Source organism: Rossellomorea sp. NRS-1567 (assembly GCF_050467885.1).
GTDB classification, from domain to species: Bacteria; Bacillota; Bacilli; order Bacillales; family Bacillaceae_B; genus Rossellomorea; species Rossellomorea aquimaris_C.
This window is the reverse complement of record NZ_JBITPL010000002.1, coordinates 230,344-253,039: the sequence shown is the minus strand read 5'-3', so window position 1 is coordinate 253,039 and position 22,696 is coordinate 230,344. Positions and strand designations below refer to the sequence as shown.

At 42.0% G+C, this 22,696-nt stretch carries 22 protein-coding genes; 11 read left to right on the top strand and 11 right to left on the bottom strand.

Annotation, left to right across the window (positions count from 1 at the left end):
* Positions 1-114 precede the first annotated feature (114 nt).
* A complete protein-coding gene (locus tag ACIFOD_RS02960; RefSeq protein WP_430313403.1) occupies positions 115-1,875 on the bottom strand; it encodes an alpha-glycosidase in 1,761 nt (586 codons plus the stop codon).
* A gap of 289 nt (positions 1,876-2,164) precedes the next feature.
* On the opposite strand from ACIFOD_RS02960, the gene ACIFOD_RS02955 reads away from it, so the two are divergent.
* The 5 genes from ACIFOD_RS02955 to ACIFOD_RS02935 all read left to right on the top strand — a co-directional run bounded on the left by ACIFOD_RS02955 (position 2,165) and on the right by ACIFOD_RS02935 (position 8,484).
* The gene (locus ACIFOD_RS02955) at positions 2,165-3,445 is read left to right on the top strand and encodes an extracellular solute-binding protein (protein WP_397553351.1); all 1,281 of its coding nucleotides are present in this window, start codon (positions 2,165-2,167) and stop codon (positions 3,443-3,445) included.
* 150 nt (positions 3,446-3,595) lie between these two features.
* On the top strand, positions 3,596-4,882 hold the full coding sequence (locus tag ACIFOD_RS02950; RefSeq protein ID WP_430313402.1) for a carbohydrate ABC transporter permease: 1,287 nt from the start codon (positions 3,596-3,598) through the stop codon (positions 4,880-4,882).
* 1 nt (position 4,883) lies between these two features.
* The gene (locus tag ACIFOD_RS02945) at positions 4,884-5,726 is read left to right on the top strand and encodes a sugar ABC transporter permease (RefSeq protein ID WP_397553353.1); all 843 of its coding nucleotides are present in this window, start codon (positions 4,884-4,886) and stop codon (positions 5,724-5,726) included.
* 38 nt (positions 5,727-5,764) lie between these two features.
* Positions 5,765-7,303: an alpha-amylase family glycosyl hydrolase gene (locus ACIFOD_RS02940; protein ID WP_430313401.1), complete on the top strand. Its 1,539-nt coding sequence runs from the start codon at positions 5,765-5,767 to the stop codon at positions 7,301-7,303.
* A 146-nt stretch (positions 7,304-7,449) separates the two neighbouring features.
* Complete coding sequence (locus ACIFOD_RS02935; RefSeq protein WP_397553355.1) at positions 7,450-8,484, top strand: LacI family DNA-binding transcriptional regulator; 1,035 nt, start codon at positions 7,450-7,452, stop codon at positions 8,482-8,484.
* Between the two features lie 63 nt (positions 8,485-8,547).
* Here the strand turns inward: ACIFOD_RS02935 and ACIFOD_RS02930 are convergent, their stop codons facing one another.
* From ACIFOD_RS02930 to ACIFOD_RS02910, 5 genes are all read right to left on the bottom strand, one after another.
* Positions 8,548-9,420 carry an SDR family oxidoreductase gene (locus tag ACIFOD_RS02930; RefSeq protein WP_430313400.1) on the bottom strand — a complete coding sequence of 291 codons (873 nt, stop codon included), beginning with the start codon at positions 9,418-9,420 and terminating at the stop codon, positions 8,548-8,550.
* Between the two features lie 392 nt (positions 9,421-9,812).
* The gene (locus ACIFOD_RS02925; protein WP_430313399.1) at positions 9,813-11,165 is read right to left on the bottom strand and encodes a CoA-disulfide reductase; all 1,353 of its coding nucleotides are present in this window, start codon (positions 11,163-11,165) and stop codon (positions 9,813-9,815) included.
* A 69-nt stretch (positions 11,166-11,234) separates the two neighbouring features.
* The gene (locus ACIFOD_RS02920; protein ID WP_044337711.1) at positions 11,235-11,726 is read right to left on the bottom strand and encodes a YajQ family cyclic di-GMP-binding protein; all 492 of its coding nucleotides are present in this window, start codon (positions 11,724-11,726) and stop codon (positions 11,235-11,237) included.
* 169 nt (positions 11,727-11,895) lie between these two features.
* Positions 11,896-12,027: a DUF3941 domain-containing protein gene (locus tag ACIFOD_RS02915; RefSeq protein WP_098441051.1), complete on the bottom strand. Its 132-nt coding sequence runs from the start codon at positions 12,025-12,027 to the stop codon at positions 11,896-11,898.
* Between the two features lie 56 nt (positions 12,028-12,083).
* Positions 12,084-12,941 (bottom strand): DegV family protein, encoded by an 858-nt coding sequence (locus ACIFOD_RS02910; protein ID WP_430313398.1) that lies wholly within the window; start codon positions 12,939-12,941, stop codon positions 12,084-12,086.
* 187 nt (positions 12,942-13,128) lie between these two features.
* Between ACIFOD_RS02910 and ACIFOD_RS02905 the strand changes: the two genes are divergently transcribed.
* A complete protein-coding gene (locus ACIFOD_RS02905) occupies positions 13,129-13,983 on the top strand; it encodes a YitT family protein (RefSeq protein WP_397553359.1) in 855 nt (284 codons plus the stop codon).
* Between the two features lie 54 nt (positions 13,984-14,037).
* Positions 14,038-14,775: a BsuPI-related putative proteinase inhibitor gene (locus ACIFOD_RS02900; protein ID WP_430313397.1), complete on the top strand. Its 738-nt coding sequence runs from the start codon at positions 14,038-14,040 to the stop codon at positions 14,773-14,775.
* 43 nt (positions 14,776-14,818) lie between these two features.
* On the opposite strand, the gene ACIFOD_RS02895 is transcribed toward ACIFOD_RS02900, so the two are convergent.
* The 3 genes from ACIFOD_RS02895 to ACIFOD_RS02885 all read right to left on the bottom strand — a co-directional run bounded on the left by ACIFOD_RS02895 (position 14,819) and on the right by ACIFOD_RS02885 (position 16,089).
* A complete protein-coding gene (locus ACIFOD_RS02895) occupies positions 14,819-15,010 on the bottom strand; it encodes a DUF3813 domain-containing protein (RefSeq protein ID WP_430313396.1) in 192 nt (63 codons plus the stop codon).
* Positions 15,010-15,159 carry a hypothetical protein gene (locus ACIFOD_RS02890; RefSeq protein ID WP_181778135.1) on the bottom strand — a complete coding sequence of 50 codons (150 nt, stop codon included), beginning with the start codon at positions 15,157-15,159 and terminating at the stop codon, positions 15,010-15,012. Before ACIFOD_RS02890 ends, ACIFOD_RS02895 begins: the two co-directional genes overlap by 1 nt.
* Before the next feature lie 114 nt (positions 15,160-15,273).
* On the bottom strand, positions 15,274-16,089 hold the full coding sequence (locus ACIFOD_RS02885) for a Cof-type HAD-IIB family hydrolase (protein ID WP_113969933.1): 816 nt from the start codon (positions 16,087-16,089) through the stop codon (positions 15,274-15,276).
* A gap of 184 nt (positions 16,090-16,273) precedes the next feature.
* Here ACIFOD_RS02885 and ACIFOD_RS02880 point away from each other — a divergent pair, with 184 nt between their 5' ends.
* Together ACIFOD_RS02880 and ACIFOD_RS02875 are read left to right on the top strand one after the other, a co-directional pair.
* A complete protein-coding gene (locus tag ACIFOD_RS02880; RefSeq protein ID WP_430313395.1) occupies positions 16,274-17,047 on the top strand; it encodes a prolyl oligopeptidase family serine peptidase in 774 nt (257 codons plus the stop codon).
* A gap of 83 nt (positions 17,048-17,130) precedes the next feature.
* Positions 17,131-17,439, top strand: a complete 309-nt coding sequence (locus tag ACIFOD_RS02875; RefSeq protein WP_113969935.1) for a metal-sulfur cluster assembly factor — start codon at positions 17,131-17,133, stop codon at positions 17,437-17,439.
* 504 nt (positions 17,440-17,943) lie between these two features.
* Here ACIFOD_RS02875 and ACIFOD_RS02870 read toward each other — a convergent pair.
* On the bottom strand, positions 17,944-18,636 hold the full coding sequence (locus ACIFOD_RS02870) for a Crp/Fnr family transcriptional regulator (protein ID WP_430313394.1): 693 nt from the start codon (positions 18,634-18,636) through the stop codon (positions 17,944-17,946).
* 72 nt (positions 18,637-18,708) lie between these two features.
* The gene (locus tag ACIFOD_RS02865; RefSeq protein ID WP_430313393.1) at positions 18,709-19,518 is read right to left on the bottom strand and encodes an undecaprenyl-diphosphate phosphatase; all 810 of its coding nucleotides are present in this window, start codon (positions 19,516-19,518) and stop codon (positions 18,709-18,711) included.
* Positions 19,519-19,722: 204 nt separating this feature from the next.
* Here ACIFOD_RS02865 and ACIFOD_RS02860 point away from each other — a divergent pair, with 204 nt between their 5' ends.
* Together ACIFOD_RS02860 and clpB are read left to right on the top strand one after the other, a co-directional pair.
* Positions 19,723-19,902 carry a YjzC family protein gene (locus ACIFOD_RS02860; RefSeq protein ID WP_430313392.1) on the top strand — a complete coding sequence of 60 codons (180 nt, stop codon included), beginning with the start codon at positions 19,723-19,725 and terminating at the stop codon, positions 19,900-19,902.
* A 165-nt stretch (positions 19,903-20,067) separates the two neighbouring features.
* The gene (clpB, locus tag ACIFOD_RS02855) at positions 20,068-22,668 is read left to right on the top strand and encodes an ATP-dependent chaperone ClpB (protein WP_430313391.1); all 2,601 of its coding nucleotides are present in this window, start codon (positions 20,068-20,070) and stop codon (positions 22,666-22,668) included.
* Positions 22,669-22,696 lie beyond the last annotated feature (28 nt).

Sequence of the window (22,696 nt, the reverse complement as noted above, 5' to 3'; positions counted from 1 at the left end):
AGATTTTCTCCTTTAGCTGGCCAGGGATAGGCACCTGGTCAAAATTTTGCGATTTAAATAGATAAGGGGACTAACCGTTAAGGTGTAGTCCCGCTGATCACGAACTAAGCTTTATTAAAATTTCAGGATGGCAAATCCATACCCTTCAAGTGCCACTTCGATGGACTCTGCTTCAGCGGCAAAATCTTCACCGCTCCACAGATTCGTGATTTTCTTTCCTTTTAATTCAAAAGGAAGAGAGTAGGTGGTCGATTCTTCACTGGAGTTTAATAGAACGAAGATGGTTTCCTCTCCGTTTGATTTTGTGAAGGCAAGGCAATGCTCATGAAGGTTCCCGGGTAAAAACGTCAGATTTCCTTCGTTGCTTAACAGTGGATACTGTATGCGAAGGGCGATATGTTTCTGTATATGCCTGAAGAGCTCTTCATTATGATGTTCTTTTTCCCATGGGAAGCACTTACGGCACCCGGGATCCTGTTCACCAGTCAGGCCGATTTCATCACCATAATAAATACAAGGTGTGCCTGTGAAAGTGAGCATAAACGTATAAATTTGTTTAGCACGGCGGATATCTTCGCCACACTCTGTCAATACACGTGGTGTATCGTGACTTCCGACAAGGTTGAAGTTCACTTCGTTTACGTTCTTAGGGTACATATGCACGACCGAAGTCATATTCTCTGCAAATTGAGAAGCGGAAATCGTTTGGTGAGCAAATAGATTCAATAGATTTGTCGTGAAAGGATAGTTCATGACAGCATCGAATTGATCTCCCCGTAACCAAGGCATTGAATCGTGCCATATTTCTCCTAAAATATATAGATCCGGTTTTATACCCTTCACTTCTCTACGGAATTCACGCCAGAAGTGGTGATCGACTTCATTTGCAACATCCAGACGCCATCCATCGATATCAAATTCCTTTATCCAGTATCGGCCAACCTCTAATAGATAATTGCGGACCTCTTCATTTTCTGTATTTAACTTCGGCATGGAGGGTTCGAATGCAAAAGTATCATAATTAGGCGGCTTACTCTCGATATCCAAAGGAAATTCGTTTACATGAAACCACTCTTTATAAGGAGAATCTTCACCGTTTTTAAGTACATCCTGGAACTGGTCAAAATAGAAGCCGCTATGATTAAAGACGGCATCGAGCATGACTTTCATTTCATTCTCATGACAGACCTTTATTAATTCCTTCAGTGTTTCTTTCGTCCCAAACTGTGGATCGATTTCGAAATAATCAATCGTGTCGTATTTATGATTAGAGTGCGCTTTAAAGATGGGGGTGAAGTAGATCCCGGAGACTCCAAGCTCTTTTAGATAAGGAACGTTCTGGATCACACCTTCTAAGTCCCCTCCGAAGAAATTGGTGGGTGTGGGGTCTGTGCTATTCCAAGCCAGTGTTCCTTCAGGGTCATTCTCCGTATTTCCATTTGCAAATCGCTCCGGGAAGATTTGATACCATACTGTATCCTTAACCCAAGCCGGTGCCTGAAATACATCGATAGTATTCAAGAACGGGAAGCAGAAGTAATCCCCGATGTCAGTTGAAGGAGTGCCATTAAATCCTTTTTCTCCATAAAAGACTTCTTCCGTTCCGTCATGGAGAAGAAAACCGTAACGAAGGCGTCTGAAAGGAGGGGAGATGGGAGCAAACCAATAATCGAACAGGTGATCAGTTCCGGTTAATACCATCTCCTCACGATCGTATATCCATTTTCCTTCTTCCCATTGATAAGGATCTCCGTGCAGGAGTGTGACGTTTTCTACATCATTCTTCTTCGTGCGAATCCGTAGGTGTAACTCGTTTTCAGTGCAAGCGTATGCATAGTTATCTTTTGGTCTATGATAAATGGCTTCCAGTAGCATCGTAGGTCCTCCTCATTTTCATTTCATTTAAAGAGTATTCTAAAGCAACAATGTTGTCAATAAGGGGACTTTAATCTAGTGAAGCGTTTTCTTTTCTCTTTGGCAAACATAAAAAATTTTCAAAAAAGTATTGTCAAAGTAGATTTACTTTGTATAATAAGAGATAGGTTGTGCAATCGTTTTCACAAAGAATGTAAGCGATATCTTTAGAGATTAAGTCATAGTATGTGCAAACGTTTGTTCAGTCTAACTGAAAGCTCATTTTTTATCATACTTAGGAGGGGTCGAGATGAAAAAAGCGTTATCATTATTGATGGTAATCATGCTTGTACTAGGGGCGTTGGCTGCTTGTGGTCCTAATCGTGAAGAAGGATCAGGAAACAAAGACAGCGGAGAGAAAAAAGCTGACGATGCAAACAAACCTGAAAAACTGGTTGTCTGGGAAGATGAAAAGAAATCCGGATGGCTGGATGAAGTAGGTGCTAAGTTCGAAGAAGAAACTGGCATCAAAGTTGAAGTGAAAGAAGTCGAAATGGCTACTAAGATGAAAGAACAATTACGTTTAGACGGTCCTGCTGGAACTGGTCCAGACGTTTTAACATTACCACATGACCAAATCGGTGAGCTTGCTCTTGCCGGTCATATCGCTGCTTTAGAAGTTGAAGGGGACATTGAAGAGCGTTTCACTGAGTCTTCCATGACAGCGGAGAGCTATGATGGAAAACTATATGGTCTTCCAAAGTCCTCTGAAACGCCGGTATTCGTATATAACAAAGCGTTAATGGAAGAAGCTCCAAAAACAATGGATGAAGTGTACACTTTCTCTAAAGACTTCACAAAAGATGGAAACTACGGTTTCTTAGCTCTTTGGGATAACTTCTATTTCGCTCATGCACCAATCGGTGGATTCGGCGGATATGTATTTGCTGAAAATGATGGAGCGTTAGATGCGAAAGATCTTGGATTAAACAATGAAGGTGCTGTAGAAGGTACGGAATATATTCAAAAATGGTACTCAGAAGGATTATTCCCTAAAGGTATCGTTGGTGAAAATGGTGGATCAGCAATGGACGGTCTATTTAATGAAGGAAAAGTTGCTTCTGTAATGAACGGACCATGGTCTTTCCAAGGTTACAAAGATGCTGGAATCGATATCGGTATTTCGGCTATGCCTAAACTTCCAAACGGAGAGCCAATGAAAACATTCATGGGTGTTAAAGGCTGGCACGTATCAGGATATTCTGAAAATAAAGAGTGGGCTCAAAAATTCATCGAGTTCATCACTCAAGACGAGTATGCAAAATTACGTTTTGAACAAACACAAGAAGTTCCAACAAACCAAGGCTTGATCGACGATCCTGCGATTGCTGATAACCCTGGTGCAAAAGCGGTTGCTGAGCAATCTCAATATGCGGTTCCAATGCCGAACATCCCTGAGATGGGAGAAGTTTGGGGACCAATGGCTGACTCACTTCAAACCGTTGTGACGGGCAAACAAAAACCGAAAGCGGCTCTTGATGCAGCTGTAAAGCAAATTCAACAAAACATTGATGCGAACCACTCTAACTAATGCATAAACATAGCGGTACCTTCTCACTCTGAGAGGTACTGCTATCCTTTTAAAGACCTATTCAAGGGCTTTTTAAGGAAATAAACACTTTTTTTCTTAAAAAGCTCTTGAAGCTTATCAAAATGGTGAACGTAGAAAGGGGAATATAGGATGGAGCAACAATCCTATCAAACAAAACATAGAAAAACAGCACTGGCCCTTTCCCTAATTCCTGGATTAGGTCAGATGTATCATAGACAGTTTCTAAAAGGCGGATTCTTCCTGATCATGACTGCCGCTTTCATCCTTGTCTTTAGAGATTTGATCGGCCACGGATTATGGGGGATTACAACCCTTGGGACAGACATTTCATATGGAGATCATTCCATTTTCTTGATGGTATATGGAATTCTGGCAATCATTGTATCTATCTTCGGAATCGGATTCTATTTGTTTAATCTCCGGGATGCATATAAAAACGGAGAAAAGAGAGACAGAGGAGAGAAACTGAGTACGGTTCGTGAGCAGTACAAAAATCTAGTGGACAATGGCTTTCCGTACTTGATTATGTCGCCGGGATTCTTACTACTCGTATTCGTAGTCATCTTCCCGATCATCTTTGTTATCTTACTGGCGTTTACAAACTATGATTTGTATCACTCACCTCCTGCTAAATTAGTCGATTGGGTAGGGATACAAAACTTTGTTGATATTTTCAAGATTGATATTTGGAGAGAAACATTCATTACCGTGTTAGCCTGGACACTTGTTTGGACGTTCGGTGCCACAACGCTTCAAGTTGCCCTGGGTGTATTTCTTGCCATCCTGGTCAATCAAAAGGATTTAAAAGGAAAAGCAATCATTCGTACCGTATTCATCTTACCTTGGGCCATCCCGGCTTTTGTTTCCATACTTGTTTTTGCCGGTATGTTCAATGAATCCTTCGGAACGATTAACCGGGATATCTTAGGATTCTTCGGCATTGAAGGATTACCATGGATGACGGAACCGATGTATACACGAATTGCCCTGATTGGTATTCAAGCCTGGTTAGGTTTCCCGTTCATCTTTGCGATGACAACGGGGGTTCTACAATCGATTCCTGATGAGCTTTATGAAGCAGCAACGGTTGATGGAGCATCAGCCTTCCAGAAATTCAAGAACATTACGTTGCCTCTCGTTCTTTTTGCAACGGCGCCAATCATCATTACGCAATACACATTTAACTTTAATAACTTTAACGTTATTTACTTATTCAATGGCGGAGGACCTGCCCTGACAGGACAAAATGCAGGTGGTACTGACATTTTAATTTCATGGATCTACAGTCTGACTATGACATCCGCACAGTATTCTAAAGCAGCTGCCATCACATTATTGTTATCCATCATCGTCATAACAGTAGCGATCTGGCAGTTCAAGAGAACGAAGTCATTCCAAGAAGAGGATATGATGTAATATGAATATGAAGAGACAGAAACTCATACGTTTGACACTTTCATACGCAGCCATCGGGATCATGTTTGCCATCATTCTTTACCCAGTTGCATGGATTATCGGATCTTCATTCAATCCAGGGCAAAGTTTATCGGGTTCATCAATCATTCCCAAGAATGCAACATTGGCACATTACAAAGAACTATTCGATCTGGAGCAAAGTGATTATTTGCTTTGGTACTGGAACTCAATAAAAGTCAGTTTATCGACCATGGCACTTACGGTTTTACTGGTCAGTCTGACGGCTTACTCTTTCTCACGTTACCGTTTTGCAGGTCGTAAGAATGGATTAATGACATTCCTGATCTTACAAATGATTCCTAACTTTGCTGCACTGATTGCGATTTTCGTGTTAGCACTATTAACAGATCTATTGGATACACATATTGGATTGATCCTTGTATACGTAGGTGGACAAATCCCAATGAATACATGGTTAATGAAAGGGTATCTGGATACGATTCCGAAAGAGCTTGATGAATCAGCGAAAATGGACGGAGCGGGACATCTACGTATCTTCTTCCAGATCGTCATGCCCCTTGCAAAACCGATCATTGCGGTAGTTGCACTGTTTTCATTCATTGCACCATTCGCGGACTTTATCATTGCTAGTATCCTATTGCGTTCAGAAAAAATGTACACATTACCGGTTGCCCTTTATGATATGGTGGCAAAACAATTCGGAGCAGAATTTACAACATTCGCTGCAGGTTCTGTCCTGATTGCCGTACCGATTGCCCTATTATTCCTGTTCTTCCAGAAATACTTCGTTTCAGGATTGACGGCAGGGGGTACAAAAGGATAATCTTATAGGCGTTACTAACAGTTTTAGGAGGAGCGGAGATGAAAAGAAGAGTATTATCTCTCATTTTAGTCCCGTTTCTTCTTTTTTACGCCCTTCCGGTAGGTGCAGTTGAAAAAGAAGAACGAAAATGGCAGGATGAGACCATTTATTTTCTAATGGTCGATCGCTTTAATAACGGGGATACGAGCAATGATAAGAATGTGGATACGAAAGACCCTAAAGCCTATCAGGGCGGGGACTTTCAAGGTGTGATTGATAAGTTGGATTATATTAAGGATATGGGATTTACCGCCATCTGGCTAACTCCGATCTTTGATAATCAACCTCTTGGGTATCACGGGTACTGGATTACAGATTTCTATAAGACAGAAGAACATTTCGGATCCATCGATACGTTTAAAAAGCTTGTAGATGAGGCCCACAAACGTGATATGAAAGTGATGCTGGACTTCGTTGTAAACCATGTCGGACCCGAGCACCCTTGGGTGAATGATCCTCAGAAATCGGACTGGTTTCACGAAAATCAGCCGATGAACTTCGATAATGAAGAAAGTCTACAAAATGCGTGGTTATATGATCTTCCCGATTTAAATACAGAAAATCCCGAAGTGAAAAACTACTTATTTGACGCCGCGAAATGGTGGATCGAAGAAACAGATGTAGACGGATACCGACTGGATACGGTTCGTCACGTACCCCAGGAATTCTGGACTGAATTTAGCGAAGAGGTTAAGTCAGTCAAAGAAGACTTCTATCTTCTTGGTGAAGTGTTCGATCGCGCTCCCCAGAAGATAGCGAAATATAATGATGTAGGAATTGATGGATTCGTTAACTTTCCTCAAGCAGAAGAAATGCGTTCTGTATTCCAAAAACCGGATACATCGATGGATCGCTTATTTAACTTCTGGAAATACAACGAAACGTACTATGACGATCCATATTTAATGGGGACTTTTATCGATAACCATGATATGGAACGTTTTACGAGACTGCTCGTTCAAGAGAAGCTCTTCCCGGGTACCAGGTGGAAGCTCGCTCTAACGTATATGTATACGACTCCAGGGATACCAATCGTTTACTATGGTTCAGAAATAGCCGTAGATGGTGGAAATGACCCGGATAATCGACGTTTTATGAACTTTAGGGCAGATGAAGAATTGATTGATTACATCACTCAATTAGGAAAGCTTCGTCAAGATTACCCCGCCCTTACAAGAGGGACGATAGAACCCGTCTATGAAAAAGACGGTATGGGAATATTCAAGCGTACGTACGGGGATCAAACCCTCGTAATAGCCATAAACAACACAAGTAAATCTCAAAAGGTTCAATTGAGTGAAGTAGAATTAGCAGAAAATAGTGAGTTGAAAGGATTATTAACCGCAGACCTGGTTCGTATTGATAAGGATGGAAACTATACGATCGTAGTCGATCGAGAAGAATCAGAGGTTTATTCCCTTAAACAGAAGAGTGGATTGAATTATCCTTACTTACTGGCCCTCGGCACTGTGTATGTCCTCTTCTTACTCTTTATTTATCTTGTGTGGAAGCGTGGAAGGAAGAAAAAACAGTCATGATTTGGTGCGGGGCTCAGTCTATGAGTCCTGCAATTCCTGATTTTAAAGAATAATGAAATGGAAGCGTTTTAATTATTGTATAAACTAGAATAAAGCAGCCCTCTACACCTAAGAGGGTAAGATTTTCAAAGAGGGGGGTGGAATGAATGGCGGTCACCATCAAGGATGTTGCAAAGCTTGCAAACGTAGCTCCATCTACGGTTTCACGTGTTATTGCAAACAATCCAAGAATAAGCGAGAAAACAAAGCAAAAAGTTAGAGAAGCGATGGAGCAATTAGGATATCATCCTAACTTCATAGCAAGGAGCTTGGCAAATCAATCCACTCAAGTATTGGGGCTTGTATTACCAGGTTCAGCTAGTACTTTTTCACAAAACCCTTTCTTTCCGACCGTTTTAAGAGGACTAAGTGAAGGGGCACAGGAAAAACAATATGCACTTCAGATGTCCACAGGTCAATCCGAAGAAGAAATTTATGAAGGCGTCGTCCAAATGGTGCAAGGGGGAAGAGTGGACGGAATCATCCTTCTTTACTCAAAAGTGGAAGATAAGGTGATGAACTACTTAAAAGATCGTGGTTTTCCATTTGTCGTCGTCGGGAAGCCTTATAAATATTGTGAAGAGATCACTCATGTGGATAACGACAACTACCGGGCAACGAAGGAAGTAACCGATTATCTCCTGGAGCTTGGTCATGAATGCATCGGCTTTATCGGAGGAGACCTCAACCTCGTGGTTACCGTTGAGCGCCTATTAGGTTATGAGAAGGCTTTACGTAATGCCGGGATAGACATGAAAGACGAGTACATTATTCATGAAGAATTTCTTCGTGAAGGAGGTCGTGAAGCCATTAATGAACTGATGCAATTAGACGCTCCTCCAACGGCTCTGGTAGTGGCCGATGACTTAATGGCTTTAGGGGTACTGAACACACTGGATGAAATGGGCATCCGTGTTCCTGAAGACATATCGATTGTGAGCTTCAACAATGTATTGCTGGCTGAAATGTCCCGTCCTCCGCTCACGTCTGTGGATATCAACATATTCAACCTGGGAAATGAGGCAGCAAAAAGCCTGATCCAAAAGATTGAGAACCCGAAAGAGCCGATCAAGAGAATCATAGTGCCCCATCAACTTGTTACAAGATGCTCTTGCAGCGAGCGAAAAGGGAAATCAAAATAAAAAGCGACTGAAACGTTGGAATCTCCACTTATGGGAGAACCATATGTTTCAGTCGCTTTCATTTTAGCCGTTAATAACCGTTCCGCCATTAATATGAATCATCTGTCCTGATACGTAGCTTGAATCTACGCTTGCCAGGTATACGTATGCAGGTCCTAATTCATACGGCTGACCAGCCCGTCCAAGTGGAGTATTCGCTCCAAATTGAGATACCTTTTGAGAGCTGAAAGTGGACGGAATGAGCGGAGTCCAAATCGGGCCGGGTGCCACGCCATTTACCCTGATTCCATCCGATGCAATGTTTTCTGCAAGGGACCGCGTGAAACTGACAATGGCACCTTTAGTAGAAGAGTAATCAATCAGATCCTTATTCCCTTTATAAGCTGTGATAGAAGCCGTGTTAATAATGGAAGCACCCTTATTAAGATGAGGCAATGCTGCTCTTGTTAAGTAGAACATAGAGAATACATTCGTCTTAAAGGTGCGCTCCAACTGCTCGTCACTTATATCCGCAAGCCCTGCCTGAGGATGCTGTTCGGCAGCGTTATTCACCAGGATATCAAGCTTACCGAATTCAGAAATCGTTTTGTTCACGATGTCTTTACAAAAAGTCGAGCTTCCGATATCACCTGACAGCAGGATACATCTTACACCTTCCGCTTCCACTAATTCCTTCGTTTTATTAGCATCTTCATGTTCATCTAAATAAGAAATCGCAACATGGGCACCTTCCCTGGCATAATACCAGGCCACCGATCGTCCAATCCCGCTGTCTCCTCCAGTGATCAGGGCGACCTTACCGTCCAGCTTTCCACTGCCTTTATAATTTTGATCCGTATGAATCGGCTGGGGATTCATCTCATCCACTGTGCCAGGCTGATGATCCTGGTGCTGGGGGGGGAACGTTTGCTTCTGGTTTTGTTGTTGTGATGACAATGAAAACACTCCTTTGATGATTTGGGTTATCTTAGGATAGTGTTTACCCGAAAAAAATAATTATTAACGCGATTGGTTTGGGAGATTTATCAAATTTCACGGTCGAATTGATGTGTGATGCAGTTATTTTGATTTGGGACGAAGCCGTTTGATGTGTGATTGAGCCGTGATTGAAGGAAATTCAGCCGATTTTTAGTGTAATCCGGCCGTTTTCCCGAAAAATCCAGCCGTTTTTGAGGAAAATCCGGCCGAAATCGGAAAAAATCCAGCCGTTTCTGAGCAGAATCCGGCCGAAATCGAAATAAATCCAGCCGTTTAACAGATTTATCCATTTTCAAAGTCCATCCGCATACAAAAAAACAGGCTCCTCCAAAGAGAAGCCCCCCATGCTATTATTCCTTTTCCATCAACCCGGCACCCTTATAGCCGATCATATTCAACAACCCTTTAGGAGAAGAGAAGGGAGGGGCATAGCAGGTTTCGATTTCCTGGAGGTCGGTAATGGTCAGGCCTCCGTAAATGGCCGTGGCAAGAACGTCGATTTGCTTGTCTACCCCTTCGCCGCCCACTACATTTCCTCCAAAGATCTTTCCGGTGTCAGGACAAAAATGGACTCTCACATACACATCACGAGCACCGGGATAGTAGCCGGCATGTGACTTTCCTTCATGCACCGAGGTTCGATACGAATAGCCTTTTTCTTTTAATTCCTTCTCGCCTAATCCTGTAGATCCAATGGAAAGGTTAAATACCTTCGCAATAGCAGTACCCAGCATCCCTTTGAAAGGTACAGGGTTTCCTGATAGGTGTCTTGCGATAATATAAGCTTGTCGATGGGCAGGCCATGCGAGAGGAACCTGCTTTGGGGTCCCGTCAATAAGATCCAAGGACTCTACCACATCTCCGACTGCATAAATGGAGGGGTCGTCTGTTTGCATAAACTCATTACTGACGACACCTCCTGACTCTCCTGTTGATAACCCGGCTTCCTTAGCAAGAAGGTTATTAGGCTTTACACCTACTGAAAGGAGAATGAAGTCAGACTGAAACGTTTCTCCGCTGTCCAGTTTCAGGGTACACTCCGGAAGTACCTCATTCAGCCCATCCTTCGTGTATAGATTCACACCTTGCTCTGTTATATGTTCTTGTAATTTGATGGCGGTCTCTTCATCGATTACACTGATCACATGTTCCGATCTTTCAACCAGATTGACTTTCATCCCTAAATGAGTGAAGTTCTCAGACATTTCAACTCCTATGTAGCCGCCGCCGATAATGGTACAGTCTTTTGGCTTTGAGGTTTCAAGGAATTGCTTGATCCTGTCCATGTCTTCAACGGTTCTGAGATGGAAAGCCGGGATTTTTTCAAGTCCCGGGATGTCAGGGATAAAGGGGGAAGCCCCTGTTGCGAGCACGAGGTAATCATATGCTTCTTCGTAATCCTGGTTTTTGTCATGATCTCTCACAAGTAAAGATTTTTTATCACGATCAATTTTCAACGCTTCATGATGCATACGGACATCGATGTTCTTTTTCGTATGTAATTTTTCAGGTGTGGCTGCAAACAAGCTTTCACGGTCTTTAATGACTTCACCTAAGTAATAAGGCATTCCGCATGCCCCGTATGAAAGGTAGGATGTCTTTTCAAGAAGAATGATCTCTATTTCACTATCCAGTTTTCTAATTTGTGATGCAGTGGTGGCACCGCCGCCGACCGCCCCAATAATGATGACTTTTTTCTTCATGTTTTTCCTCCTAAATGAAAGAAGTCTAATGGATATATTGTACCCATTAGACTTCTTTGAAAAACCGGATTAACGGAAGTTTACGTACTGCACATCGATAGAAAGATCTGCCTCACGGATCGCAGCGATGATTTTTTGAAGATCATCCTTGCTTTTTCCAGTGACCCGTACTTGATCATCCTGCACCTGACTCTTCACTTTTACGCCGGAGTTTTTGATGATGGTATTGATTTTCTTCGCATTTTCTTTATCGATTCCTTGAACGAGTTTCGCACGCTGACGAACGGTTCCGCCCGATGCCCCTTCAAGCTTGCTGTAGTCAAGGTTCTTAACAGGAACATTACGTTTGATGAGTTTGCTTAGAAGAACATCCTTTAACTGATTCATCTTAAATTCATCATCAGAAACAAGAACGATTTCCTCTCCATCTAATTTAATGTCACTCTTACTTCCTTTAAAGTCATAGCGTGTTTGAACTTCCTTCAACGCAATTTGAATCGCATTACTCACTTCAGACATATCCACTTTCGACACAATATCAAATGAACTCTCTTTTGCCATATGTAACCCCTCCATAGTATTATCTCTTTTCATTATAGACAAGCTTTGATGGTGCATACAACTTCTATGAATGCATTGGGGGGATTTTTTATAAAATAAAAAGCACCAGCTCTATAAAGAACTGGCACTTTCCCGTATCAAAGAGCTGGAGACTGCCCACGACAATCCCTTATAAATGATCCGTCTTCTTAGAATACTGATTCTTCCCGGCTTTACGGTTCACTTCTTTGATCTTGTTCTTTTCCTGGCGCAGGGCATTGTTGTCTCTTGCCTTTTTTTCGTTATCAGATGTATGTGGCATAGTGATTCTCCCTTCGAGTATAATCTCCCTCTTAGTATGAGGAAGAAGAGGGGAGTTTATGAGTGTTCGTTTAAGAAAAATATGGCTAAAGTGCCTGTGCCTGTATGAGAACCTATGGCACATCCAATAATACTGATATATACATCTTTCGGTGTGAATTTTTCCTGAATGAGCTTCTTCATTTCAAGGGCAAGTTCTTCGTCGTCACCGTGGCTGATGGCGATCACTTGATTGGAGAGGTCTTCACCCCGTTCTTCCATCAAGTCGAGAATTCGTTTGAGAAGTTTCTTTTTCCCACGCAACTTTTCAATCGGGACAAGCTTTCCATCTTCAACATGAAGGAGAGGCTTGATGTTAAGCAATCCGCCAAGAAAAGCTGATGCTTTTGATACTCTTCCGCCTTTAGCCAGATATTCAAGGTCTTCTACGGTGAATAGGTGTTCCATATGCTCTGAGTGGAAACGGGAGGCTTCGATAATCTCTTCTTTACTCCCACCGTTCTGAAGCAGTTCAGCAGCCTTCATTACAACCAATCCGTAGCCCAGTGAAGCGCACTTTGAATCAATGATGGTCAAATCAAGAGCGGGGTGTTCCTCTTTCACCTGATCGCGGATCATCACAGCAGTTTGGTACGTCCCTGACAATTGTGAGGAAAAGGCAATGTAGATACCGGATTGATTCGATTCTGCAAGCTCTGTGAACTTCTTCATGAAAAGGTCCGGTGATACTTGAGACGTCTTTGGCATATGGCCTTCCCTAATTTTGTTGAATACGGTTTTCGGCTCGATGGTGACCAGGTCCTCGTAGTCCCGACCATCAATATGTACTTTCAGTGGCAGCAGTTCTATGTTGTGTTCGTTGAAATATGCAGCAGGAAGGTCGCTCGCACTATCAGCAAATAATTTTACTGTCATCCTAATCATCCTTTGGTTATTCTATATAACTTTAGTCTAGCTATATTTCATTCAAATAACAATCCATAGAGTATGATTTCAAGGTAAAAAGTATCATTATCTTCTTAAAGGGTGAATATCAGGAGGAGTTTAGTTAAGATGAATTGTGGAACATAGAAAATAACAACTAGATGTGGGAGGTTCGTCAATGTCGAGAGATCATGTTCAGTTAGAAGCGAAGAAGTTTTTCGTAGTGTTAATAGGGGCAGTGCTGGGGGCCATTGCGATGAATTTTTTCCTGATACCGGCAAATGTTTATGCAAGTGGTTTTACAGGATTGGCTCAGCTATTGTCCAGTGTGTTAAAAGAATTTGCACCATTCAATATTTCAACAGGTATTTTATTATTTATTTTAAATATTCCTGTGACGATTCTGGGGTGGCTTAAAGTTGGTCGCTCCTTTACAGTGTATAGCTTCATTTCTGTATTTCTGACGTCCTTATTCCTTGAAGTGATTCCTGTGATTAAATTATCGCCTGATATCCTTCTAAACGCCGTGTTTGGCGGGGTCATTGCCGCTGTGGGAGTCGGAATCACGTTAAAATGGGGTGCATCTACGGGAGGCATGGACATTATTGCCATGATTCTTTCCCGAATGAAAGATAAGCCTGTCGGGTCCTATTTCTTCCTGATGAATGCGGGTATCATTACTTCTGCAGGATTTCTTTATGGGTGGGAAAAAGCATTGTATACGTTAGTAACGTTGTATGCTTCAACCCGTGTCATCGATTCCATTCATACACGCCATGAAAAACTCACAGCGATGATTGTGACAAAGAAATCCAATGAATTAAGAGAAGCCATCCATTCAAAGCTTGTCAGGGGAATCACGACTCTGCCTGCTAAAGGGGCTTTTTCCGGTGAAGATAAGGAAATGTTGATCATTGTTATTTCGCGCTATGAACTTTACGAGCTTGAACATACCATTAAAGATGTAGATCCCAACGCATTCACAAATATCGTGCAAACGACTGGGATATTCGGATTTTTTAGAAAAGATTAGATTCTTTAAATTGACAAATACTAGAGGTGAACTTGAATAGAAAGGGGTATCACCTTGAAGGCATTTGTTTATATAGTTATCAGTTCTTTCATGCTCTTTAGTGTACCTTCTCCGATGAAAGCCGAGAAGGTACCTCTGATCTTTTCTGTGAAATCTTTTCCGGGAGAAGAAGGAACTCAGATCAGGCTCGTTCTTTATAATAATAGTGAAGGGGATAAAAAGATCACCTTTCGTACGAGTCAGATGTTTGACTTTACAATCAAAAACAAAGTGGGCCAAGTGGTCTATCGGTACAGTCAGGGGAAATCATTCCTCCAGGCGTTTCAGACCCTTACGTTGAAAAAAGGTGAAAAGAAGAGTTGGAAAGAAACATGGGATTACAAGCAGGAAGGAAAGCGTGTCCCACAAGGGCATTATACGATTGAAGCACAGCTGATGGGAGAGGATATGAGTGGATTTGATCATCCTTTGCGAGCTGCAGATTCATTCTTAGTTCCGGAAGAAAACCCGTCCTTTAGAGGAGTAACGGTACGGGAGGTGAAAGGACGCTTTACCATCACAGGGCTAGCCCGGGTATCAGATGGCGGCTTTTATTATTCGATGGAGGACGGACATAGAGTGCTCCTGAAAGAAACCTTATTCAAAGTTAATAAAGAAGCGCCAAACTGGACTGATTTTTCCATCATACTTCCGGAGCTATCAGGTAATGTTGAGAAGGCCTTTATAAGTCTTTATGAGCGGGATAAAGGCGATGGGAAGATTCTTCACAGATATGTCATCTCCATTCCGTGAAAAAACAAGGGTTGTCCAATTTGGACAACCCTTGTTTTTTTCTTTATGACAGGCGGTTTAACTCCTCTTGAAGAGCATGAAGCTGCTTTTGTTCTTCGACATTTGAGTTAGCGTAAGCAGATGACAACGCGTTTTTCGCTTTATCAATGGACATTTGAGCGTTTTCTCCCGTACTGCATGCTTGTTGGGCAGAATGAACCGCGTTACGGGCATGTTGGAATAATGGATTACTCATTATTCCATTCCCCCTGGCCCTTCGCCATGTGAAGCAAGCTTTTTAGCCTCTGCTTCAGCATACGTCAGATGGTACGGAATACGTTCATCATGTTTTGTTACAGCGATTTTACCTTGTTGTACAAATCGTTTAGATTTATTTCTACCCATCACTACCACCCCTTTTGCAAGTTGGAACGCATGATGCGCTCCATTTTAGTATGGCTCAAGTGGTTGTGGAATACAGTAAGAAGATATACCCACAGCTTCCAAAAACGTTCTGGTTTAGAGATCAAAACGTTTTTGCAGGTAGCGTCCGATCCCGTCTTCTTCATTCGAAAGTGTCAATTCATTGGCAATATCTTTAAGGGGATCAATGGCATTCCCCATGGCGACTCCAGTGCCGGCATATTCAAGCATTTCAAGATCATTATCTTCATCTCCGAATGCAATGATCCGTTCTTGCGGAATATGTAAAGATGAAGCAACTCGTTCAATTCCGACAGCTTTATTCAATCCTGATTTAACGATTTCGATGATGTGCCAGGGTGCGGCCCAGCGGCGATGGTCGATCAATTCTGCATGAACATCATCCAGGTGTGCACGAATCTCTGGAACATCTTTTTCTTCAGCGTGAATGAGCATGGAAGTAGGATGATCAGAAAGTACATTTCGGATGTCGCCAGTTGAAATAGCAGGATTGCCCATCATGAATACATCTATGATCTTTTCATCATGGTAGTGCAGATACACATCATCCATCACTTCGGCAACAATGTTGCGGAATTTAAAATCGTCACATGCATCAATAATTTGTTTCGCCACCTTTAAATCCATCGGCTCGTGATACAATCCCCATGAATCATCCATAGGGTGATGCACGAATGCACCGTTGAAATTCACTATCGGAGTCGTTAGCTTTAATTGTTGATAATACAATTCACTCGCACGATAAGGTCTGCCTGTGGCAATCATCACTTCATGCCCTTTCATGCGTGCTTTCTTTAATATATCGTGAGTCTTTGATGAGATTTTCTTCTCATCCGTTAATAGTGTTCCGTCTAAATCCAGAACAATCAGATGTTTTTCTTGTGCGTTCATGAATACAAATCCCCAATCTTATTGGTATTAAGGCAATTCTAGCGCTAAATATTGAAAGTTGTCCACCGCAACTTCATATCATTTAGAAAATGTTTACAAACGCTTACGATTTAAATATTATACATACTACCAAATCTAGGATATCATAGTAAAGTGAAATGCATTCAGGAGGGAGAGACCACACATGATCTTAGTTGATAAATCAACCATTCAAACCATTCCGTTCCTGCACCTTGTAAAGGAAGAAGATGCAAATAAGCAAGTGCCGGTTTGCTTTTTCATCCACGGGTTTACAAGTGCAAAGGAGCATAATTTACATTACGCCTACTATCTTGTGGAAAAAGGATTTAGAGTGATTCTTCCCGATTGTTTAGAGCATGGAGAACGGTCGACAGGTAAATCAGAGCATCAATTAGGACAAGTATTCTGGAAAATCGTTTTAAACACGATTCATGAATTATCGATTATTAAAGGTCATTTTGAAGCAAAAGGATTGCTTAACCATAATGGTGTCGGAGTTGCAGGGACTTCAATGGGTGGTATCGTCACCCTTGGAGCATTGACTCAATATGATTGGATCTCTTCTGCCGTCTCGCTTATGGGGAACCCTACATATGTGAAGTTTGCTCAAGCCCAGTTGTCCCAAGTTGAATCATTAGGATATGAACTTCCATTCAGCGAAGAAGAAATAGATAACATGTTAAGTGAACTGGCTCATTATGACTTAAGTCTTCAGCCTGAAAAACTCAGCGGCAGACCATTGATGTTCTGGCACGGAAAAAGGGACAAAGTCGTTCCTTTCAACCTCACACATGAATTCTACCAGAGTTTACTGCCATACTATGAATCCCAGGAAGATAACCTGTTATTTATAGAAGATGATAAAGCCGATCATAAAGTAACGAGAGAAGGCGTGTTAAAGCTTGTGGAGTGGTTCGAGAAACACCTATCGGCCTAACTTTTTGTTTTATAAACGTTCTTTTGTTAAGATGAGTAGTGAATATAGATATGAACAAGTATAGAGAGCAAAGGAGTGTTAGCATGGATCAAGATCTTAAAGATAATTTGATGGGCGCACTGGAACAGGTGGTTGACCCTGAATTAGGAATAGACATTGTCAATTTAGGTCTGGTATATGACGTGGATCTGGATGAAGAAGGTAAAGCAACGGTCACTATGACACTAACCTCAATGGGATGCCCGCTGGCTGGTACCATTGTCGAGCAAGTGAAAACAGCCCTAAGTGACATCCCAGAAGTGAAGGAAACAGAAGTAGACATCGTCTGGAATCCGCCATGGAGCAAAGACAACATGTCCCGCTATGCGAAGATTGCATTGGGAATCAGGTAATACGAAAAGCGGAGGCGGCTTGGTCAGACCCGACAAGCATAAGACGAGCCTGCCGGAAAGGCGTTCTTTGCCTTTTTGGCAGGCTTGACTTATGACCTCGAGGGACTAGCCGCCGGAGCTGGACAAGTAGAAAAGCGGAGCCGACTGGTCAGGCCCGACAAGCACAATAGGAAAACCCCAAAAGGCGTACTTTGCCTTATGGGGTTTTTTTGTGAGAGTAGGGATATCCGTTCGTATAGGAAAGTAGAAAATCGAAGGCAAAATTTGTCGTTTTTTGGAGAACGGTCGGTATATTGAAAATACGGTTGATAAAATGAAATAACGGTTGATAAATTTGAATAACGGTCGATAAAATCAAATAAAAGTCGATAAATCCTAATAACGGTCGATAAAATAAAAATCCTTGTTCCCGACACAACTCAAACTCCAAACCACCGACCCACAAAACCCCTCAAAATAAAAAGCCGAAAACACAGTATCAATACTGCATTCCCAGCTTTTTCATTAATCAATCCTACAAATCGAAACCGGACAGTTCTCACAATCGATTTCATTTTTAAGATAGTTCAAATCAAGAATCGTGATATATCCTTTTTCCGACACAAGGACATTGTCTTTCTTTAATTCACTCAACAACCGATTCACAACTTCCCTTGAGGAACCACAGAAATTGGCCAGCTCCTGATTGGTTAAAGGAAAATCAATCAGTATGCCATTTTCAACGGTCTTTCCATAGCTATTGGACATACGGATCAGTGTTGAGTAGAGTGCACCTTTTTTTCCATGAAGAACAAGATCCCGAAACTTCGTTTGATTTTGCTGATTTTGGATTTGAATCCATTTCAGCCATTGGATGGTCAAGTCGTTATTACTAGATAGCTTTTCTTCAAAGACTTCTTTGGGTAGTACATAAGTCTCCGTATTCTCAAGAATCTTTGCACTGAGCATATAGTAAGCTTCTTTCGTAAATAACGTTAACTCACCGATCACATCGTCACTTGAACAGATGCGTAAAGACAACTCCCGGCCATCAGGAATCACTTTGCTGATCTGAACCCGACCGCTTTTGATTAAGTATAACTCGTGAGCAGGTTTCCCTTCTTGAAACAGGAAAGTTCCCTTTTTAACGGTTTTCAACGTTTTCTTCTCGAAAAACAATTGTTTAATCTCGAAAGGAACTTCTAGATTTTCACTCATGAGATCACATCATTTCTGTCTTAATGTCTTATACTTAAAGCTTACCAAAGGAGACAGACAGATAGAAGGGATTTAAGCGAAAATTAATACAGCAGCTCCGACAACTGCACAGTAAATGGCGAAATATTTCAAGTTTCCTTTAGCCATAATATTCATGAACCACTTTAATGAGAAGTATGAAGCAATAAGTGACCCAATGAACGCGACTAAGTAAGGTACGGCCATGGAAGCAAGGTTTGGATCCTCTATAAGATCACTTATTCCGAATACCATCACCCCTACACTTACAGGAATATAGAGGAGGAAAGAGAAACGTAATGCTGTTTCAGCCTTCATTCCACTAGCCATTGCCGCCACAATGGTTGCACCGGAGCGACTGATTCCAGGAATAAGGGCTACTGCCTGAGCAAGACCGATGATGATAGCGTCTTTCACATTTAAGTCGCCATCATTTTTTCTTCCTCGAAGGTTACGTATTAACCATAGGGCAATGCCTGTAATAATAAGTGTAATTCCTACTGTGATAACAGATGTTAAATGTTCCTCGATCACGTCACCGAATAATACACCAATCACCCCGGCAGGGATCGTACCAATCAATAAATAAACAATGAAATGAAAATCACGTTTCGTTTCAGGTGTTTTATGTTTGAAATAGCCTAAGCCATTTACGATCAGTCGCATGATATCTTCACGGTAAATAATGAGTACAGCCACTAATGATGCCGTATTAACCAGAATTTCGAATGTCAGGGTAGCATCCTTGATTCCAAGGAAATGCTGGGCTAATAGTAAATGCCCACTGGATGAAATCGGGATTGGTTCAGTAAACCCTTGAAAAACCCCTAAAAATAAGTATTTCATAATCAGATAAAAATCCATTGTGTTTCCTCCAAGCTTTTTTTCTCCACAGTTTTTAATTTAACACCATAAAGGGAAAGACTGTAAAGACTTTTTCCAAATGTTAACCGAACCGTAACTTGTTTATCATATAAAGGATTCTGATATCCTTCATCTGGCATGCATGAATGCCCGGCCTTGTAGAAAAATAGTAAGGAAGCATCGCTTCGAAAAGGAGGGGTAAGAATGGGCCAGTCACGACAGTTCAAATCTGGAGAAAAAGCACCTAATAATGGAGAATATATCGAAATTGGCGAAACTGGAAGTATGGTGAAAAATCCGCAAAAACTACGATTGAATGCGGGGGACCGATTTCCTGAAAACTCCAATCATAATCGTCTATGGACGTATATGAGAAAACCTTAACCCCATAAAGGAACAAGGATGCCGTGTCGAAAGCTCACCTTAGCAAGGATGGTGACGTCTAAGGAGGCGAGGCACTCCTTGTTCCTTTTTCTTTTCCTTTTTTCCACCGAAAGATATATAATAGATGAAAAGGTCAATAAAGGTCAAAATACGAGGTGTAGCATAATGAATTTTGATAATATGACTCACAGCATTCAAGAAGGATTGGTTTTGGCGGGAGAGACCGCAAAAGAAAGACTACATACAGATATCACCCTTCTTCATTTGTGGAAATCACTCCTCAGTTCAGAAGACAGTTTTCTCCGAACGATCTATGGACGTGCAGGGGTAGATGCAGAGGACTTAAAGAAATGGATTGATGACAAGTTAAACGGTATCCCTTCTGTAGAGGGAGATGGTCTGCAGTATGGCCAATTTTTCGCAAGGGATATCCATCAGCTTATGCAAGATAGTGATTCATTAAAGTCTAAATGGGAAGATGACTATATCTCGATCGAACATCTTGCCCTTGGGTTATTCAATCAAAAGAACCACCCGATTACGCTATACTTAACAAAACATAATGGAACAGAAAAGGAATTAAAGGAGATTATTGCGACGATCAGAGGAGGGAGCAAGGTGACTTCACAGAATCCTGAAGTGAAATATGAGGCATTGAAAAGGTATGGAAGGGATCTCGTTGCGGAGGTAAAGTCGGGGAGACTAGATCCAGTCATAGGCAGGGACAGTGAAATCCGCCACGTGATACGTATCCTTTCCCGTAAAACGAAAAATAATCCTGTCCTTATAGGAGAGCCTGGAGTCGGTAAGACGGCCATCGTTGAAGGACTTGCACAGCGGATTGTCAGAAAAGATGTCCCGGAAGGCTTGAAGGATAAGACCATCTTCGAATTGGATATGAGCTCTCTGGTTGCAGGTGCCAAGTTCAGGGGTGAGTTTGAGGAACGCTTAAAGGCTGTCTTGCAGGAAGTGAAAAAGAGTGAGGGACGCATCCTTCTATTCATTGATGAGCTCCATACGATTGTGGGAGCAGGGAAAACGGAAGGAGCGATGGATGCGGGGAATATCCTAAAGCCGATGCTTGCGAGGGGAGAACTTCATTGTATAGGTGCTACCACTCTCAATGAATATCGTAAGTACATTGAAAAGGATCCCGCTTTGGAAAGACGTTTTCAACAGGTACTCGTTCAGGAACCCAATGTGGAAGATACGATATCTATTCTAAGAGGCTTAAAGGAACGATTTGAAATTCATCATGGAGTAAATATTCATGACGGGGCCATTGTGGCAGCTTCAAAGCTTTCCGATCGCTATATATCCGACCGTTTCTTGCCGGACAAAGCAATAGACTTAATCGACGAGGCATGTGCGATGATCCGGACGGAAATTGACTCGATGCCATCAGAACTGGATGAAGTGACGCGTAAAGTGATGCAGCTAGAAATTGAAGAGGCTGCTTTAAATAAGGAAAAGGATCCTGCCAGTCTAGAACGTCTGGATGGAATCCGTGAAGATTTAAGTAATCTGAAGGAAAAAGCGAATACGATGAAGTTAAAATGGCAGCAGGAGAAAGAAAGCATCGGGATCGTACAGGAGAAGCGGGAAGAACTGGAGAAGCTCATGCGGTTATTGGAAGAAGCAGAAAGTGATTATGATCTGAATAAAGCTGCAGAGCTTCGTCACGGCAGGATTCCCGCTATGGAAAAAGAACTCGTTGCTCTTGAGCAGGAGATGATGAAAGAGCAGGAAGGACGCTTGCTGCGTGAAGAAGTGACGGAGGAAGAAGTGGCAAATATTGTAGCAAGATGGACAGGGATACCGGTCATGAAGCTTGTAGAAGGTGAACGAGAGAAGCTGTTAAAACTTGATCGCATTCTGCATGAACGGGTGATCGGGCAGGATGAAGCTGTTCAATTAGTCAGTGACGCCGTTATTCGTGCGAGGGCAGGTATTAAAGATCCGAACCGTCCGATAGGTTCATTCATTTTCTTAGGTCCTACGGGAGTAGGAAAGACAGAACTTGCGAAGACACTTGCTCACACATTATTTGATAGTGAGGAACAGATCATTCGGATTGATATGTCTGAATATATGGAGAAGCATGCGGTTTCACGCTTGATTGGTGCACCTCCAGGCTATGTTGGTTATGAAGAAGGCGGTCAGCTGACAGAAGCGATCAGACGCAAACCGTATTCGGTCATCCTGCTTGATGAAATTGAGAAAGCTCATCCAGAAGTATTCAATATTCTTCTGCAAATGCTCGATGATGGGAGGATAACCGATTCTCAAGGAAGGACTGTTGATTGTAAGAATACGGTGATTATCATGACCTCTAACATCGGATCCTCTCATCTTCTTGAACGGAATAAGGGGGAAGAGGAAATTGATATAGAAACAAAAAACCTGGTCATGAGTCAGCTTCGTTCCTCTTTCAGACCGGAGTTCCTTAACCGGGTCGACGACATTATTCTCTTTAAGCCATTGAGCATTGAGAATATAAAAGGGATCATCGGTAAGCTGGTAGAGGACTTGCAAAACCGAGTGGAAGAACAGCATATATCAGTGTCATTAACGGAAAGTGCAAAAGAATTTATAGCACAGGAAGCCTTTGATCCGGTTTATGGTGCCCGCCCTTTAAAAAGGTACTTGCAGAGAGAAATCGAAACCAAACTGGCAAGAGAACTGATAGCAGGAAACATCAGATCAAACCAAGCCATCACCATCGACAGAGGAGAGAATGGTTTATCAATCATTAAGGATAAATAAAAAAAGCAGCCGGATTTGGCTGCTTTTT